The sequence below is a fragment of the Mesorhizobium sp. M8A.F.Ca.ET.161.01.1.1 genome (assembly GCF_004792105.1).
Classification (GTDB): Bacteria; Pseudomonadota; Alphaproteobacteria; order Rhizobiales; family Rhizobiaceae; genus Mesorhizobium.
The window spans coordinates 167,646-182,696 of sequence record NZ_SRTD01000002.1 but is presented as its reverse complement, the minus strand read 5'-3'; the positions used below and the strand labels follow the sequence as shown (position 1 = coordinate 182,696).

Genomic DNA, 15,051 nt, shown 5'->3' with positions numbered 1-15,051 from the left:
GCGTGCGATGGCAACCCCGATGTCCCGCCGTTGAACCATGGTCGCCTCGGCTGGTTCGTGGATAGGCTCGAACAGCATAAGGTGCAGGTGGCGAAGGAGACCGTCCGCAAATGGTTTGCAGGCGAGACCAGGCCGCGCCATCCCGCGATGAAGGCGCTCGCGCAGATACTCAAGATCGACGAAGGCTGGCTGTCAGCGGGCCGGGCGCCCGATTTGTCGGAAGCGCAGCGCAAGACGCACAACGTGGTTGCAGGCGGCGCGGTGAACCTGGTCGCGGGCTTCATTCAGATCGGCGGCGGACACCCGTCGTTCCCCGAGGAAAACGATGGCGTGGCGCAGGCCAACAAGGTCAACCTCTATGCGATCATCCGTGGGGCGCACTATCGCTTTCACGTTGCTGCCATCATCGGCGAGCGCGGCGGCTATTTCGTGGTGCCGACAGAGGCCCGCAGCGATGTGATCGTGCTTGGCGTCGTGCCGCAGCCGAACTTCCAAGTTGTCATTTACGAGCTTGATTGGGAGACGATCGAGAAGGTTGGCACCAGGAAGGGCGATAGCTATGAGGTTCGCCTTGCCGACACGCACGCCTTCAAGGAAGTGAAGACGTTTTCCGAAAGATTGTGACTTTCACGTTTATAGTTGAAAGTCACGGTAAACGTGATAATGTGAAGCTCCCTGAACGGAGCTTCCATGACCGCCTATGCTCTCTACAACGAGATCGACGACTACGCCGCCGACTGGCTCGAAAACCTCATCCGGCTCGGCCATATCGCACCTGGGATTGTCGATCGACGAAGCATTGAAGATATTCGAGGGGATGATCTCCGAGGATTCCGACAAGTTCATTTCTTCGCTGGCATCGGCGTTTGGAGTTACGCCCTCCGTCGCGCGGGCATCTCGGATGATACTGCTCTGTGGACCGGATCATGCCCCTGCCAGCCTTTCAGCGCGGCAGGCAAAGGCGATGGGATGGATGACGAGCGGCACCTATGGCCAGCCCTCCTACATCTCATCCGAGAGCGCCGCCCTGAGCGCTTCTTTGGAGAGCAGGTTGCGAGCAAGGACGGCCTTGGTTGGCTCGACCTTGTACAAACTGACATGGAAGCGGAGGGATATGCCATCGGGGCGCTCGATACCTGCTCTGCGGGCAGTGGGGCGCCGCACATCCGCCAACGCCTCCGAATCTACGCCTACGATCTTCGACCTGCCGCAGGCGCATTGGGCGACCCCGCAGGCACGGGATCACTTTCCGGCCCACAGCGAGGACTACATCACCGCGAAGAAGGCCGAGGGCCATGGGATGGCCAATCTGAACGATCAGGTGATGCTGTCTGGCTGGTCGACGGCATCGAGCCGCGACTGGAAGGATTCGGGGGAGGATTTGCCACCGAGGGAGGACACCGGGAAGCAGCGCTTCGATCAGTTGCCGCGTCAGGCGAACTTGGCCGGCTGGCCGACGACAGACGCGAACATGGGCAGCGGTGGGCGAACTCCGAAGGACCTGTTGAATCTGACTCGCGAGAATGGTGGGAAGATACAGTTCACTCTGAACCACGCGGCAGCGTTGACCGGCTGGCCCACTCCGAAAGCTGCGGACGAGCAGATGGCCCGCAGATCGTCGGAAGCGGCGGACAGGTTTTTGGAGCGGCCGGACAAATCGTCGGAATTGGGGATCGATGTTCATTTGACGGGTTGGCCGACGCCGGCCGTGGACAATTTTCGCAGCCGCTCAGGCGAGCGGAAGGACGAGATGGGTATGGATCAGATCGCTCGCACCCTCGGCCCGGCCCGACTAACGGCTTCTGGCGAGATGCTGATTGGGTCTTCTGCCGAGATGAGAAGTGGCGGCCAATTAGACCCGGATCATTCCCGCTGGTTGATGGGGCTTCCTTCCGAGTGGACAGCGGCAGCCCCTATGCGGGCAAGTCGCGCCAAGGGATGCTCAAAGCCTACGGCAACGCGATCGACGCGGAAGCCACGATCGATTTCATTGACGCCTGCCTCGAACATCGTACCATTGAACTTGAAGCCGTTGCTGACGTGGCTTCTGGCAGCCTGAGTTTGGAGGATTTGCTCGCATGAAGAAACAGGACGCGAAGGCAGAGATCGAGGCTGCCGGTTTTAGGCCGTTCGAGCAACGCGGTTTCTACTCGCACTTCATTCGCGTCATTGACGATTCGAAGTACCCGCAAGGGCCAACTCGCTCGGTAGGCTGTATCGATGTCAACCTTCGAGGTCAGGTTCGCAAAGATACGTTGGACAAAATTCTGCGGGCGGGGTGATGGGAGCAATCACCGAAGCGGACTACATCCGAAGCTACAACAAGCGCTACGCTGTCAGCCACTGGCGGCAGTGGCGCATGGGAAGTCGAACGGTCGCAAAGGAATGGGGAATGCGCCCATGCCCAAAATGCCAAGGGAACGATCGCACAAGGTCTGTCCGCGAAGCGCCAGGTTTCATTTTAGCGCACTGTGAGCGCTGCGACGAAGCTTTCATCACCTGATTGGATCGCGGTGCCGCTGGTCACAACGCAGCGGAAAAATGGGGTGAGTACCACCAGCCGCACTTACGCCAGGAGCGCCGACAGATCGTTCGAATTGCGCTCGGTCAGGTAGTTGCTCCACCACTCCATCATCCTGACACGCTCTGCCCAATATTCCGAACGGTTGTAGGCAGAGCGCACCTTGTCGCCGTGGACGTGCGCAAGCTGGCGCTCGATCGCGTCGGGGCTCCACAAGCCGGACTCGTTCAGGATCGTCGATGCCGTCGACCGGAAGCCGTGAACCGTGAGGCGGCTGTGATATCCGAGCCGGTAAAGCGCGAAGATCATCGTGTTCTGGCTGATCGGCTTCTCGCGGCCGGCACCGGGGACGATCCATTCCGAGTTGCCGGCAATCGCCTTCAATTCGCCCAACAACGCCTTTGCCTGCCTACTGAGCGGCACCTTGTGGTCGCGAGACATCTTCATGCGCTCGGCGCTGATGAGCCAATGGTCGCCTTTGATCTCGGTCCATTTGCCGAAGCGAAGCTCGTTGGTGCGGAGCATCGTGTGCATGATCAGTTCAATGGCCACGCGCGTCTGCCGTTCGCCGTCGTAGGCCGCCAACTTGCTCATGAACTCGCAGATCTCGTCTGCTTCGAGCGCCGCCATATGTTTGACCTTCGGCCGGGCCTTGAGCGCGTCCACCAGGTCGGCAGCGGGGTTGCGCTCGTCTCGGCCCGTGGCGATGGCCAGGCGGAACACCTTGCCGATTGACTGGCGTATACGCTTGGTGACATCGAGCGCGCCGCGCTGCTCGACCTTCTTTAGGACTTCCAGCACCTTGGCCGCAGAGATGTCGCGGCAGCGCATGGCGCCGATCTCGGGAAACACGTCGGCCTCGAAGCGCCCAAGCACGCGTTGATAGTGCTCTGGCACCCAGGCGGCCTTCTGCGCTTCGAGCCATTCGCGTGCAACGGTCTCGAACGCCTCCGGGCCGCCCGTGGCAGCGATGGCCTTGTTCACGGCAGGGTCTTTGCCGTTGTCGAGTATCCTCTTGTTGGCAGCCCGCAGCGCCCTTGCATCCCCAAGCCCAACGTCAGGGTACTCGCCGATCGAGAGCAGCTTCTGCTTGCCCTCGAACCGGTAGGCCATGCGCCAGTACTTGCCACCGGCCGGGGTGACGGCGAGGAAAAGGCCGCCACCGTCCGCGAGCTTCACGAGCGATCCGTCGCCGCTCGGCTTGGCGTTCCGGCACTGAATGTCAGTTAGAGGCATGGCTACGATCTACTCAACTGTGGACTCGACAGATGGCCAACATACCCACAAATGAATCCACATCAAGGGATGCATTGGGACGTATAGGGACACAAGGAAGGGGCGTCCCATTGATTTTATTAGGTTTTTTGGAGGCCCTAGAGAGGGCTGGTAGCGGGAGAGGGACTTGAACCCCCGACCCCAGGATTATGATTCCCGTGCTCTAACCAACTGAGCTACCCCGCCAGGGCGGCGAAAGGCCCGAAATCCGCCTTAAATCGCAAGGCATTTCGAGGCGTTCGCCAAGGTCGGGCGGATATAAGGTTGGGAGGGCGAGCCTGTCAAGCTTCGATGCATTCGATAGGGCCGCATATTCTCGATGGCGAAAAGCTTTGCCGCGCGAACACCTGGATGCGGCCGCCGGGGTTGAGTTCGACGGGGCACGTCGCTATGTCTCGGCCACGAGTTTTTAGAGTTTGAAACAGATGAAGCCGCGCATTGCAGTCCTCGGTTGCGGATACTGGGGCTCAAACCACATCCGCACCCTCAAGGCGCTCGGCGCGTTGCACGCGGTTTCCGACACCAATCGTGCCCGCGCCGAAGGTTTCGCCAGCGAACAGGACTGCCTGGCGATCGAGCCGGACCAGTTGTTCGTGCGCGATGACATCGACGCCATCATCATGGCCTTGCCGCCGCAGTTCCATGCCGACCTCGCCGTGCGCGCCGTCGAGAACGGCAAGGACGTGCTGGTGGAAAAGCCGATCGCGCTGACGGTGGCCGATGCCGAGCGCTCGGTGCAGGCGGCCAAGGACAATAAGCGTGTATTCATGGTCGGCCATGTCCTGCGCTTCCATCCCGCCTTCGAGACGCTGAAAGGGCTGATCGACAAGGGCGAGCTCGGCGAGGTCCGTTACATCCATTCGCACCGGCTGGGGCTCGGCAAGTTCCATACCGAGAACGATGCGCTATGGGACCTGGCGCCGCACGATCTGTCGATGATCCTGGCCATCACCGGCACCGAGCCGATCGAGGTGCGCGGCGAGGGGGCGGCCCTCCTCGACAATCTCAGCGATTTCGCGCACCTGCATATGCGCTTTCCCAACGGGCTGCGCAGCCATCTCTTCACGTCGCGGCTCAACCCCTATCGCGAGCGCCGGCTGACCGTGGTCGGTACCAAGGCGATGGCTGTGTTCGACGATGTCGAGCCATGGGAGCGTAAGCTTGCGGTCTACCGCCACGCGGTGTGGCAGGACAGCGGCCAGTGGGCGTTCACCACCAACGAGCCGTCCTATGTCGCGGTTGCCCAGGGCATGCCGCTGACGCGCGAGCTGGAGCATTTCATCCAGTGCATCGAGACGCGCGCCGAACCGCGCACCAGCGGCGAGGAAGCGATCAGGGTGCTGCGCATCCTGACCGCTGGCACCGTCACTCACACCAAATCCTGAGACTGTTCGGAAATTCTACTGTTTGGAAATTCTACTGGGGCGGCCATCTGATGGCTGCCTAAAGTGGATTTCGAAACGGTCTTTGAGAGGGTGTTTATTCGGCGGGCACCCGCGCCGGCTTGGCGGCGAGCCGGTTCAGCATCGCCTCGGCCTCGGCGCCGCGCTCGGAACGCTCGATGAAGCCGCCGCCGAAGACGCGGGCCTCGTTGCCGTCGTCGGAATAGAGCACGCAGGCCTGTCCGGGCGCGATGCCCGATTCACCATCGGCCAGTTCGACCGAGGTCACGCCTGCCTCGTGGCGCAGCACCGCCGGCCGTGGCGGCCTGGTCGAGCGCACCTTGGCGAACAACTCGATGCCGCCAGCGGGAACATCGGCGAGTGCGTCGTCTCCCAGCCAGTTCATGTTGCGCAGATAGATCTTGTGCGTCTCCAGCGCCTCGCGCGGGCCGACGACGACGCGGGCGCGCTCGGCATCGAGATGGACGACATAGAGCGGCTCGCCCGATGCGATGCCGATGCCACGGCGCTGGCCGATCGTGTAGCGCAATATGCCCTCGTGGCGGCCGAGCACGCGGCCGTCGATATGGACGATGTCGCCCGGATTGGCGGCGGCCGGCTTCAGCTTGGCGATGATGTCGGAATATTTGCCCTGCGGCACGAAGCAGATGTCCTGACTGTCCTGCTTGGCGGCGACCGTCAGCCCCATCTCCTCGGCGATGGCGCGAACCTGCGGCTTCGACAGGCCGCCAAGCGGAAAGCGCAGATAGTCGATCTGCGCCTGCGTGGTGGCGAACAGGAAATAGCTCTGGTCGCGGTCGGCGTCGACCGGCCGGTAGAGGGCGCGGTGGCCACCATTGGCGCCGGAGCGGATGTAGTGGCCGGTGGCGAGCGCATCGGCGCCGAGATCCTTGGCCGTGGCCAGGAGATCGGCGAACTTGACCGTCTGGTTGCAGGAAACGCAAGGAATGGGCGTTTCGCCGGCGACATAGCTCTCGGCGAAGGGGTCGATGACCGCCTTGCGGAACCGCTCCTCATAATCGAGCACATAGTGGGGAATGCCCAGCGTCTCGGAGACGCGGCGGGCATCGTCGATGTCCTGGCCGGCGCAGCATGATCCGGCCCGATGCGTTGCCGCACCATGATCATAGAGCTGCAAGGTGACGCCGACGACATCGTAGCCCTCGCGCTTCAGCAGGCCGGCGACCACGGATGAATCGACGCCGCCCGACATGGCGACGACGATGCGGGTGTTTTCTGGGCGTCCGGGAAGGTCGAGGCTGTTCATGGTGCTTTCATTCTAACGCGGCGTCTGAATGCCAATGTCGAGAATATAGGTCAAGCTTTCCTGCTGCGCCAGCTTGCAGGGCGACCGGCGGCGCGTCGCGAACGCTGCGAATGGATACATTTCTCCCGGCCAAAACAGGGCTTCCAGCCGCATATTTCAAATGCCCGCTAAAAGACTAACGCGGCGTTCACGATCCTTACCTAGTCATTAGGGTCTGCTTAGGCAATTTTTAAAGCTGTGGCGGTAACGTGGCGGGGATTGGGTCTTTGAGTTTTTTGTAGAGAGTACGATGACCGATCTGGTTAGACCTAGAGTCAAATATGTTATCGGGCCTGACGGCAGCCCGCTTACGATTGCCGATCTGCCGCCGACGAACACGCGTCGCTGGGTCATCCGGCGCAAGGCGGAAGTGGTTGCAGCGGTGCGCGGCGGACTTTTGAGCCTTGAAGAGGCATGCCAGCGCTACAAGCTGACCACGGAGGAATTCCTGTCCTGGCAAGCGTCGATCGACGAATACGGCCTTGCCGGGCTGCGCACCACGCGTATCCAGCAATACCGGCACTAGGCCGGCCTCACTACGATCAAAGGGCGCGGCAAGCCGCGCCCTTTTTCTTTCGGAGCGACGGTGTCGCCGCTCAGATCGTCAGTGCCACCTTGCCGATCGGCCTGGTGGCGAGAAAGGCGTGGGCGGCTCCCGCCTGGTCGAGGGGAAAAGTCCTGGCCACGTGGACGGCAAGCTTTTGCGCGTCGATCAACCCAGCGAGCTCGAGCAGGCCCTCGCGGTCGGGCACCACCGACATGCGCTCGACCCTGATATCGCGCGAACTGGCGTCGGCGCGCGTGGCGTCGTTGACATTGAGCAATGACACCAGCACGCCGCCGGGCTTCAGCACCTTCAGGGAGCGATCGGCATGGTCGCCGCCCAGCGGCTCCAGCACCAGGTCGATGTCGCTGATCTGGCTGGTGAAATCACCCTTGGTGTAGTCGATCACCTCATCGGCGCCCAGCTTGCGCACGAAGTCGAGCTTGCCCGGGCTGGTCGTGGCAACGACGTAAGCACCACGCGCCTTGGCGATCTGCACGGCCAGATGGCCAACGCCGCCAGCTCCGGCGTGCACCAGCACGCGTTGGCCTGATTGCAGTGCGCCATGGCGGACAAGGCCTTGCCAGGCGGTGAGACCGGCCAGCGGCAATGCGCCGGCCCAGGTGTGGTCCGCCCTCTTCGGCTTCGGCGCGATCTCATCGGCCGGCACCACCGCCAGTTCGGCGTAGGCCGCGGCCTGCTTGGGAAAGCGCGGCATGCCGAACACGTCGTCGCCGACCTTGAAGCTGGTGACGCCGGCGCCCAGGGCCTCGACCGTCCCCGAAATATCCCAGCCAAGGATGAAAGGCGGCTCGCCGAGCAGCGGATAGTAGCCGGCGCGCACCGCGCCATCGACGGGATTGATGCCGGCCGCCTTGACGCGGACCAGCACCTCGCCGGCCTTCGGCGTGGGATCGGGCAATTCGGCGATGACAAGAACGTCGGGTCCGCCGACGGCATTCTGGGTAACGGCACGCATGAATCTCTCCTGCTGATCGATGCCACTATCATTTGGAGAGTAAGGAGCTATTGTCTAGTATGCACCTTATTGATACATAGGTACCTCATGGATAGTGATTGCGACTCCCCCTTAGGCTATGACGCGTTCCGGCGGACATGTCCGTCGCACACCGTTTTGGAAATGCTGGCCAGCAAATGGGTCTATCTGGTTGTCTGCGCGCTGCGCAAAGGCCGGATGCGCAATGGTGCGCTTGCCCGCAAGCTCGAAGGCATCACGCCCAAGATGCTGACCCAGACCTTGCGAGTGCTGGAACGTGACGGCCTGGTGCGGCGAGAGGTCTATCCGGTCATTCCGCCACACGTGGAATATGAACTGACCGAGCTCGGCCAGAACCTGGCGGAACTGCTTACCCAGATCAGATCGTGGGCGGAGCAGCATGCGCCCGATATCAAGGATGCCCGGGCAAGGGCGACCAACGGAAATGAGGCGGACTGGGCGGCCTAGGTCTTGTGCGCCAGCAGCACTTCGCGGCGCCAGCCGGCGCTGGTTCAGGTTGCCGTCCCGACAGCGGGCGCGCTTGTGCGCGTGCCGAATAGCGCCGATGTCGGCCGGTTCAGCCGATCATGGCGCTGCGGCCGCCGGTTTCGGCCTCGCGAATCTTGGTATCGCGCGATTCCAGCATCTCAGCCTTGGAAAGCTCCGCTTCAGCTTCGCCGAGTAATGATTCGGCGGCGCTTCGCTGCTGGGCGAGGTCGCCTTGCGAGTTCCTGAGATTGTCGCGGCGCAGACGCGCCGCCTTGGCGAAGGTCGGATAGGCGAAATGGTTGATATCGGTGATGCCGGCTTTCTTTTCCTCGGCGGTGATCTGAAGCTCCAGTTCGACGGCCATGCGCTCGAACTCGGCGATCATCATGTCGAGCTGCAGCATCTGCCGCCGCTTCTCATTCACCTGAAACTGCTTCAGCCGGACGAGGTTTTCACGTGACTTCATGATTCGGTACTCCCGGAAACGCACACCCGCACATATCGTCCAAACCACTTGGAAAGGCCCAAGCACTGCCCGTATCCACCGGCTTTCCCCGCACTATGGGAAACAAAACCCTAAAGTTTTTTGCCGGCGGTAACAATTCGTTTACGGGCATTGTTAATCATACGGGTCAGGGCTTAAGGCCGGGTAAAAATTCCGGCCGCCGAAGCGAAGCCGCGTCGATGAGTCCCTGGAGTCACTTAGTCCAGGTTATTAATGTGTCGCATTAGGAATTTTGGTCTGTGATTCGTTATTAGATTCAAGAGGGTGTAGAAAGGGGTTAAAAAATCTGATACCGTAATGAACGGGAAATTAGGTTTTGTTAACCATTCGATGGCAGCCTCTCTACAAGGCAACCACTGCTCCGGGGCAGGACGGGTCGTGAAATGGTCCGGCGGCAGAAAAGGGGAATGAAATGCGTGTTCTGCTGATAGAAGATGACAGTGCAACCGCACAAAGCATCGAGCTGATGCTGAAATCGGAAAGTTTCAATGTCTATACGACGGACCTCGGCGAAGAGGGTGTCGATCTGGGCAAGCTCTACGACTACGACATCATCCTTCTCGACCTCAACCTGCCCGACATGTCCGGCTACGAGGTCTTGAGAACGCTTCGCCTCTCCAAGGTAAAGACGCCCATCCTCATCCTCTCCGGCATGGCTGGCATCGAGGACAAGGTACGCGGCCTCGGCTTCGGCGCGGACGACTACATGACCAAGCCGTTCCACAAGGACGAGCTGGTGGCGCGCATTCATGCCATCGTGCGCCGCTCCAAGGGGCACGCCCAGTCGGTCATCACCACGGGCGATCTGGTGGTCAACCTTGACGCCAAGACCGTCGAGGTCGGTGGCCAGCGCGTGCACCTGACCGGCAAGGAATACCAGATGCTGGAGCTGCTCTCGCTGCGCAAGGGCACCACGCTCACCAAGGAAATGTTCCTCAATCACCTCTATGGCGGCATGGACGAGCCGGAACTGAAGATCATCGACGTCTTCATCTGCAAGCTGCGCAAGAAGCTCGACGCCGCTTCCGGTGGCCAGAACTACATCGAGACCGTCTGGGGTCGCGGCTATGTGCTGCGCGAACCGGAAGACATCCGCGTCAGCGCCTGAGCGCAGCCGGCAGAGCTTTTCTAAAAAAACCCGGCCATGGCCGGGTTTTTGCATTGTAGGCCGATGATCATTTGTTTTTGCGCACTGCCGGACAGACGGCAGGCCGCCGCGGTTCTCCTGGAACAGCGTTCAGGCAGCGATCTTCAAGGCGCGAAAGCGCTCGAGCAGTTGCGGGCGATTGAAGGGCTTAAACAGATAGCCCTGGGCGCCGGCGCGCTTGGCGCGCATGATCGACGCGATATCGAGTTCGACCAGCGAGATCAGGATCTGCGGCTTGATCGGGCTTTCCATGGCGCGCACGCGCCGGATGAGGTCGATCGCCTGCATGTCCGGCAGGGCGCCGTCGACGACGATGATGTCGGGCATGTCGGCCGCGCACATCTCCAGTGCGTCAAGCCCGCTGGCTGCCTCGATGACCATCATGTCGGAACCGCCCAGGATGCGTTTAGCGACCTTCCTGATGACGCTTGAATCGTCGACGAACATGCAGCGTTTCATTTTCCGGGTCCTCTTTGCCCTTTGGCAATCCGGTCGTGCGGGGCATCTGCGGCGTAGCCTAGACCGATCTGGTAAAGAAGCCGAAAAGCCGTTAGGTAAAATTTTTGCAAAGATACCGTTCGACGCGCTTTTCCTTGCGGATGCTTCGGCGTTGCCGCGCAGGCAAAGTTCATCGCACCCCGATTGGGGCGTCAATGAAATATTTCAGATTGAAATACTTTGTTCGATCGCGCTGCCAGCGTCGATTTCAGGCCGCCGAAAGGACGATTTCTTCAGCCGTCGCATGGATCGAAATCGTCATGTTGGCCTCGCGGGCCAGCAGCAGCGTGTAATAGGGCTGCACCGAATGCGCGTCGATCGGCTCCTCCGGCTTGTGACCGGAATGCAGTTCGAGGAATTTCGGCGGCACACGCAGCATCGGCCCGCTGGCCGAAAGCGAAAAACGCGGCTCGGCTTCGAGATTTTCGAGCGTCACCACCAGCTTGCCGCCGCGCGGAATGGCGGCATTGGCAACCAGGAGCAGGTTGAGCAGCAGCTTGACCTTGTTCTTGGGCAGCAGCGCGCGGATGCCGTTCCAGACCAATTCCGGCTTTTCGTTCTTGAGGAAGGCGATGGCGACGGCCTCGGCATCTCCGGTGTCAATCATCATGCCGGCCGAGCCGGCGGCGCCGAAGGCGATCCGGGCGAACTGCAAACGGGCGGAGGCGTTCTTTGCGCTCTGGCGGATCAGCCGCATGGCGTCTTCGTCGGCACCACCTTCGTCGAGCAGTTCAAGCCCGTTGTTGATCGCGCCGACCGGCGAGATGATGTCGTGGCAGACGCGGCTGCACAAGAGCGCCGCCAGATCGGGGGCGGTGAGGGTGAACAGATCGGCCATCGGTGAAAATCCCTGCAAATTCCACTAGTCGTGACCGGGCGACCTGCTATCGCGCTACCCACACGAATCACGTTCCAACCCGAGGCTTTCTGAATACACAGCACTCGTTCGTACAGCAACAAATCCAAGATTGTCGTCGGGGCAAATGGCGTGTTCGCCCAGGCTGCCGGCCCCGCGCGCTCCCCAAACAGCCTTCGAACCGCCATCTTCATGTGGGAATTTAATGGTTGAAAAAGGATTACGGCATAGTTTGCCCCTAACAGTCATCCTTAACGGCCGCCTAAAAAGAGCCGTACGGATGCGAGGCGTCGGCGAAAGTGCTTCATGACGGAGATTGGAAGCATGTTTTCCCGATTCTATGACCGGAGTTTTCTCCGCGTCCTCTCAATGGCGATCACGCTCATGGGCGTTCTCGTCTTCACGACATCGCCCTTGCGGGCCCAGGAGTACACCGCTCAGGAAATTATCGATTCCGGCCACAAGTTCTTCGGCGCGACGTCGGGCGGGTTGGCCACCGTCGTGGAGAAGATTTTCGCCTCCTACGGTCTGCCCAATGGCTATCTGCTCGGCGAGGAGGGATCCGGTGCGCTGATCGGCGGCCTGACCTATGGCGAAGGCACGCTCTACACCAAGAATGCCGGCGATCACAAAGTGTTCTGGCAAGGCCCGTCGCTGGGCTGGGATTTCGGCGGCGAGGGGTCACGCGTGATGATGCTGGTCTACAATCTCGACGATGTCGGCAACCTCTACAATCGCTATGGCGGCGTCGCCGGTTCGGCCTATGTGGTGGCGGGTGTCGGCTTCAACGTGCTGAAGAACAACAATGTGCTGCTGGTGCCGATCCGTACCGGCGTCGGCGCCCGGCTCGGCGTCAATCTCGGCTATCTGAAACTGACCGAGCGGGCGACCTGGAACCCGTTCTGATCTGTCCAACATGATCGAATCGCGGACAGTTTGACCGGATTCCCGAGCCCACGCCCCGAATGAGCCGCGGCAAGCCCTTGCCGCGGTGCCGGATTTCCGCCATGCCAAGATGGCACAGTCCAGCCTTCCAAGTTGTCGTCGATAACGGGTAGTCCTTTGGTTCAGTCGGTCCTGTTCTTTGCCCTCGGCTTTCTCTGTGCCGGCTTTCTGGCGCTGATGGTGGCTCCGGCCGTCTGGCGGCGCGCCGTCGCCCTGACCCGCAGGCGCATCGAGGCCTCCATCCCGCTGACGCAAGCCGAGATCCAGGCCGACAAGGACCGGGTCCGGGCCGAGTACGCCATGACGACGCGGCGGCTCGAAATCAACGTCAAGACGCTGCGCGAAAAGGTGGCCGAACAGCTCGTCGAGATCAACCGGGGCCGCGAGGCGCTGAAGGGGCTCGCGGTCGAGCGCGCGGAAAAGGACCACGCGCTCGCCGAACTCGGCGCCAAGGGCGAAGCGTTGCGGCGGCGCGAAGAGGAACTGCATCAGCTTTCGGAGCGGCTCAAGGAAACCGAACGAAAGCTGGAAAGGCGGGCGCTCGAGCTCGAGAAGCTGGAGCGCATGTATGACGACGCCAGTTTTGCCTCCAGCAGCCGCCAGATCGAACTGGTGGCCCGCGAATCCGAATTGCAGAAGCTCGCCAGCGACATCTCGCTGCTGCGTGGCCAGCGCAAGGAAGCGGATCGGCGCGGCCAGGAGATCGCGGCCGAAAGCAAGGCCGCGCGCGATGCCTTGAAGGCCGAAAAGAAAAGGGCCGCCGAACTCGACAAGAAGGTCGAGCGGCTGCTGGCAACGCTCGCCGACCGTGAGGACAAGCTTGATCGGCGCGAAAAGGAGTTGGCGCGGTTGCGGGAAAAAACGAAAGCCGAGGACGGCGCCCCAGCCTTGCGGCTGGTTGGCAAGCCCGATGAGTCGGACCGGCATGACGAGGCAGGCGAGCGCGACGACATGGACCGCGCGATTGCCAAGCTCGACAGCGACCGCGAGCGGCTGGAGGCCAGGCTGACGGCGCTGGCGCGGGAGAACAAGCGGCTTAAGGCGGATCTCGGCGCTGTGGCATCGTCGGGTTTGACGAATGGCAATGGCGCCGCGCTGCGTGAGCAGATGAACGAACTGGCGGCGGAGGTCGTCCACCTGACAGCCAAGCTCGAAGGACCGGATTCACCGATCGCCAAGGCGCTGGCGGCACCGCAGGACAACCGCTCCGCCGGCCACGACCGCAGTCTCGCCGACCGCGTGCGCGCCTTGCAGAAGGCGGAAGCCAACTGACGCGGTGCGGGCTGGCGGCCTGCCGGCGTCTTGGCCTCAGACGGCGCCCGTCAGCGCGAGAAATGATGCAGGGCGATGGCCGAGGCGGCAGCGACGTTCAAGCTGTCGAAGCCATTCGACATGGTGATCCGCACGGTTTGCAAGCGGGCAAGCAGGCTTTCGGGCAGGCCTTCGCCCTCGGTGCCGAGATAGAGCGCCAGGCGCTCGCCGCGCCGTGCATCGCGTATGTCGATCCGGCCGCGCGGCGACAGCGCGAACTGGTCGTAACCCCGCCGATCGAGATCCGCCGTGAAGTCCGCCGTGTCGGCGAAGGACGCGAAAGGGATCTTGAGCGCGGCGCCGACCGAAACCCGGATCGCCTTGCGGTACAGCGGATCGCAGCATGTCGCGTCCATCAACACCGCATCGGCGCCGAAAGCGGCGGCGTTGCGGAAGATCGAGCCCATATTGTCATGGTTGGCGATGCCGACAAGCACCACGACCAGGGCTTGAGCGGGCAAGGCATCCAGCAATGACCCAGACGGCAGGGGTGTCTCCTTGCGGCCGATGGCCAGGATGCCGCGATGCATGTGGAATCCGGCGATCGCGTCCATCACCGCGCCGGCGACGACATAGACCGGCAGGTCCGTTCGTGTCTTGCGCAGTATGTCCTCCAGGCCGCCAAGCCGGTTTTCCAAGACCAGGATGGATTCGGCGCTGAAGCGGCTCGACGACAAAAGCAGGTCGAGCACCACCTTGCCTTCTGCGACGAAGCGGCCTTGCCGGCCGGCCAGGTCGCGCTCGCGGATATCAAGATAGGCCGCGACACGTGGGTCGCGTGGATCGTCGATGCGAATTGGGTCCATGTCCCGCTCAACAATAAAGAGCGTGGCTCGTGTGCCGCGAAAGACACATGAGCCACGCTCCGGAAATCGTCAGCGAGGTAAACGGCCGCGGCAGCGTCCGGTCAAGTCCCCGCGCGGCGCAATCTCTGCGCCATCTGGGACAGATCTTCCTTGCTGCTGCCGAAGATGCCGTCCAGCACGGCGAGCAGTTCGCGCACCGCATCGGATTTGCAGGAATAGTAGATCATCTGACGATCGCGGCGGGTGTCCACGAGGTCGAGCGCCCGCAACTTGGCCAGGTGCTGCGAGAGGGCGGATTGGCTGAGCATCACCTTTTCGGCGATGGCGCCGACCGACATTTCACCGTCGATCAGATAGCTCATGATCAACAGCCGTTTTTCGTTGCCCATCAGCATCAGAAATTCGGCAGCCGATTCGGCGTTCGCGATTAGCTTTGTCGAGACCATTG

At 61.7% G+C, this 15,051-nt stretch carries 17 protein-coding genes and 1 tRNA gene; 9 read left to right on the top strand and 9 right to left on the bottom strand.

The window, feature by feature from the left end; all coding sequences use genetic code 11:
- The first annotated feature begins 147 nt into the window (after positions 1-147).
- The 3 genes from EN804_RS05820 (at position 148) to EN804_RS05810 (ending at position 2,282) form a co-directional block, all read left to right on the top strand.
- The gene (locus tag EN804_RS05820) at positions 148-624 is read left to right on the top strand and encodes a hypothetical protein (protein WP_135918841.1); all 477 of its coding nucleotides are present in this window, start codon (positions 148-150) and stop codon (positions 622-624) included.
- A gap of 66 nt (positions 625-690) precedes the next feature.
- Positions 691-2,082, top strand: a complete 1,392-nt coding sequence (locus tag EN804_RS37900; RefSeq protein WP_135918840.1) for a DNA cytosine methyltransferase — start codon at positions 691-693, stop codon at positions 2,080-2,082.
- Positions 2,079-2,282, top strand: coding sequence for a hypothetical protein (locus EN804_RS05810; RefSeq protein WP_135918839.1), 204 nt, complete (start codon positions 2,079-2,081; stop codon positions 2,280-2,282). Before EN804_RS37900 ends, EN804_RS05810 begins: the two co-directional genes overlap by 4 nt.
- A 284-nt stretch (positions 2,283-2,566) precedes the next feature.
- Here the strand turns inward: EN804_RS05810 and EN804_RS05805 are convergent, their stop codons facing one another.
- Together EN804_RS05805 and EN804_RS05800 are read right to left on the bottom strand one after the other, a co-directional pair.
- Entirely contained in the window at positions 2,567-3,757 is a 1,191-nt protein-coding gene (locus EN804_RS05805) for an integrase arm-type DNA-binding domain-containing protein (RefSeq protein WP_135918838.1), read from the bottom strand.
- Between the two features lie 148 nt (positions 3,758-3,905).
- Positions 3,906-3,982: transfer RNA gene (locus tag EN804_RS05800), tRNA-Met, on the bottom strand.
- A 239-nt stretch (positions 3,983-4,221) separates the two neighbouring features.
- On the opposite strand from EN804_RS05800, the gene EN804_RS05795 reads away from it, so the two are divergent.
- Positions 4,222-5,181: a Gfo/Idh/MocA family oxidoreductase gene (locus EN804_RS05795; RefSeq protein WP_127869816.1), complete on the top strand. Its 960-nt coding sequence runs from the start codon at positions 4,222-4,224 to the stop codon at positions 5,179-5,181.
- A gap of 94 nt (positions 5,182-5,275) precedes the next feature.
- Here the strand turns inward: EN804_RS05795 and mnmA are convergent, their stop codons facing one another.
- Entirely contained in the window at positions 5,276-6,466 is a 1,191-nt protein-coding gene (gene mnmA, locus EN804_RS05790) for a tRNA 2-thiouridine(34) synthase MnmA (protein WP_135918837.1), read from the bottom strand.
- Between the two features lie 289 nt (positions 6,467-6,755).
- On the opposite strand from mnmA, the gene EN804_RS05785 reads away from it, so the two are divergent.
- Complete coding sequence (locus EN804_RS05785; protein WP_006203587.1) at positions 6,756-7,031, top strand: DUF1153 domain-containing protein; 276 nt, start codon at positions 6,756-6,758, stop codon at positions 7,029-7,031.
- Positions 7,032-7,101: 70 nt separating this feature from the next.
- Here EN804_RS05785 and EN804_RS05780 read toward each other — a convergent pair whose 3' ends face one another.
- On the bottom strand, positions 7,102-8,028 hold the full coding sequence (locus tag EN804_RS05780; RefSeq protein WP_135865474.1) for an NADP-dependent oxidoreductase: 927 nt from the start codon (positions 8,026-8,028) through the stop codon (positions 7,102-7,104).
- An 87-nt stretch (positions 8,029-8,115) separates the two neighbouring features.
- On the opposite strand from EN804_RS05780, the gene EN804_RS05775 reads away from it, so the two are divergent.
- On the top strand, positions 8,116-8,514 hold the full coding sequence (locus tag EN804_RS05775; RefSeq protein WP_135918836.1) for a helix-turn-helix domain-containing protein: 399 nt from the start codon (positions 8,116-8,118) through the stop codon (positions 8,512-8,514).
- 109 nt (positions 8,515-8,623) lie between these two features.
- Here EN804_RS05775 and EN804_RS05770 read toward each other — a convergent pair whose 3' ends face one another.
- On the bottom strand, positions 8,624-9,001 hold the full coding sequence (locus EN804_RS05770) for a flagellar export protein FliJ (protein WP_027146385.1): 378 nt from the start codon (positions 8,999-9,001) through the stop codon (positions 8,624-8,626).
- A gap of 451 nt (positions 9,002-9,452) precedes the next feature.
- On the opposite strand from EN804_RS05770, the gene ctrA reads away from it, so the two are divergent.
- Positions 9,453-10,148, top strand: coding sequence for a cell cycle two-component system response regulator CtrA (ctrA, locus tag EN804_RS05765; RefSeq protein WP_006203583.1), 696 nt, complete (start codon positions 9,453-9,455; stop codon positions 10,146-10,148).
- 129 nt (positions 10,149-10,277) lie between these two features.
- On the opposite strand, the gene EN804_RS05760 is transcribed toward ctrA, so the two are convergent.
- Entirely contained in the window at positions 10,278-10,646 is a 369-nt protein-coding gene (locus EN804_RS05760) for a response regulator (RefSeq protein WP_135881250.1), read from the bottom strand.
- 247 nt (positions 10,647-10,893) lie between these two features.
- Entirely contained in the window at positions 10,894-11,523 is a 630-nt protein-coding gene (locus EN804_RS05755; RefSeq protein ID WP_135915160.1) for a histidine phosphotransferase family protein, read from the bottom strand.
- Positions 11,524-11,910: 387 nt separating this feature from the next.
- Here EN804_RS05755 and EN804_RS05750 point away from each other — a divergent pair, with 387 nt between their 5' ends.
- Both EN804_RS05750 and EN804_RS05745 read left to right on the top strand, forming a co-directional pair.
- On the top strand, positions 11,911-12,447 hold the full coding sequence (locus EN804_RS05750) for an EipA family protein (RefSeq protein WP_245458768.1): 537 nt from the start codon (positions 11,911-11,913) through the stop codon (positions 12,445-12,447).
- A gap of 156 nt (positions 12,448-12,603) precedes the next feature.
- Positions 12,604-13,758, top strand: a complete 1,155-nt coding sequence (locus tag EN804_RS05745) for a hypothetical protein (protein ID WP_135918835.1) — start codon at positions 12,604-12,606, stop codon at positions 13,756-13,758.
- Positions 13,759-13,808: 50 nt separating this feature from the next.
- Here EN804_RS05745 and EN804_RS05740 read toward each other — a convergent pair whose 3' ends face one another.
- Together EN804_RS05740 and EN804_RS05735 are read right to left on the bottom strand one after the other, a co-directional pair.
- Positions 13,809-14,603: an RNA methyltransferase gene (locus EN804_RS05740; protein WP_127280946.1), complete on the bottom strand. Its 795-nt coding sequence runs from the start codon at positions 14,601-14,603 to the stop codon at positions 13,809-13,811.
- 101 nt (positions 14,604-14,704) lie between these two features.
- Positions 14,705-15,049 (bottom strand): metalloregulator ArsR/SmtB family transcription factor, encoded by a 345-nt coding sequence (locus EN804_RS05735; RefSeq protein WP_127280947.1) that lies wholly within the window; start codon positions 15,047-15,049, stop codon positions 14,705-14,707.
- Positions 15,050-15,051: the final 2 nt, after the last annotated feature.

Bases quoted from the DNA above. Each gene is read 5' to 3' on its own strand.
- EN804_RS05820 (WP_135918841.1), top strand. From the start codon at position 148: ATGAAGGCGCTCGCGCAGATACTCAAGATCGACGAAGGCTGGCTGTCA.
- EN804_RS37900 (WP_135918840.1), top strand. From the start codon at position 691: ATGACCGCCTATGCTCTCTACAACGAGATCGACGACTACGCCGCCGAC.
- EN804_RS05810 (WP_135918839.1), top strand. From the start codon at position 2,079: ATGAAGAAACAGGACGCGAAGGCAGAGATCGAGGCTGCCGGTTTTAGG.
- EN804_RS05805 (WP_135918838.1), bottom strand. From the start codon at position 3,757: ATGCCTCTAACTGACATTCAGTGCCGGAACGCCAAGCCGAGCGGCGAC.
- EN804_RS05795 (WP_127869816.1), top strand. From the start codon at position 4,222: ATGAAGCCGCGCATTGCAGTCCTCGGTTGCGGATACTGGGGCTCAAAC.
- mnmA (WP_135918837.1), bottom strand. From the start codon at position 6,466: ATGAACAGCCTCGACCTTCCCGGACGCCCAGAAAACACCCGCATCGTC.
- EN804_RS05785 (WP_006203587.1), top strand. From the start codon at position 6,756: ATGACCGATCTGGTTAGACCTAGAGTCAAATATGTTATCGGGCCTGAC.
- EN804_RS05780 (WP_135865474.1), bottom strand. From the start codon at position 8,028: ATGCGTGCCGTTACCCAGAATGCCGTCGGCGGACCCGACGTTCTTGTC.
- EN804_RS05775 (WP_135918836.1), top strand. From the start codon at position 8,116: ATGGATAGTGATTGCGACTCCCCCTTAGGCTATGACGCGTTCCGGCGG.
- EN804_RS05770 (WP_027146385.1), bottom strand. From the start codon at position 9,001: ATGAAGTCACGTGAAAACCTCGTCCGGCTGAAGCAGTTTCAGGTGAAT.
- ctrA (WP_006203583.1), top strand. From the start codon at position 9,453: ATGCGTGTTCTGCTGATAGAAGATGACAGTGCAACCGCACAAAGCATC.
- EN804_RS05760 (WP_135881250.1), bottom strand. From the start codon at position 10,646: ATGAAACGCTGCATGTTCGTCGACGATTCAAGCGTCATCAGGAAGGTC.
- EN804_RS05755 (WP_135915160.1), bottom strand. From the start codon at position 11,523: ATGGCCGATCTGTTCACCCTCACCGCCCCCGATCTGGCGGCGCTCTTG.
- EN804_RS05750 (WP_245458768.1), top strand. From the start codon at position 11,911: ATGGCGATCACGCTCATGGGCGTTCTCGTCTTCACGACATCGCCCTTG.
- EN804_RS05740 (WP_127280946.1), bottom strand. From the start codon at position 14,603: ATGGACCCAATTCGCATCGACGATCCACGCGACCCACGTGTCGCGGCC.
- EN804_RS05735 (WP_127280947.1), bottom strand. From the start codon at position 15,049: ATGGTCTCGACAAAGCTAATCGCGAACGCCGAATCGGCTGCCGAATTT.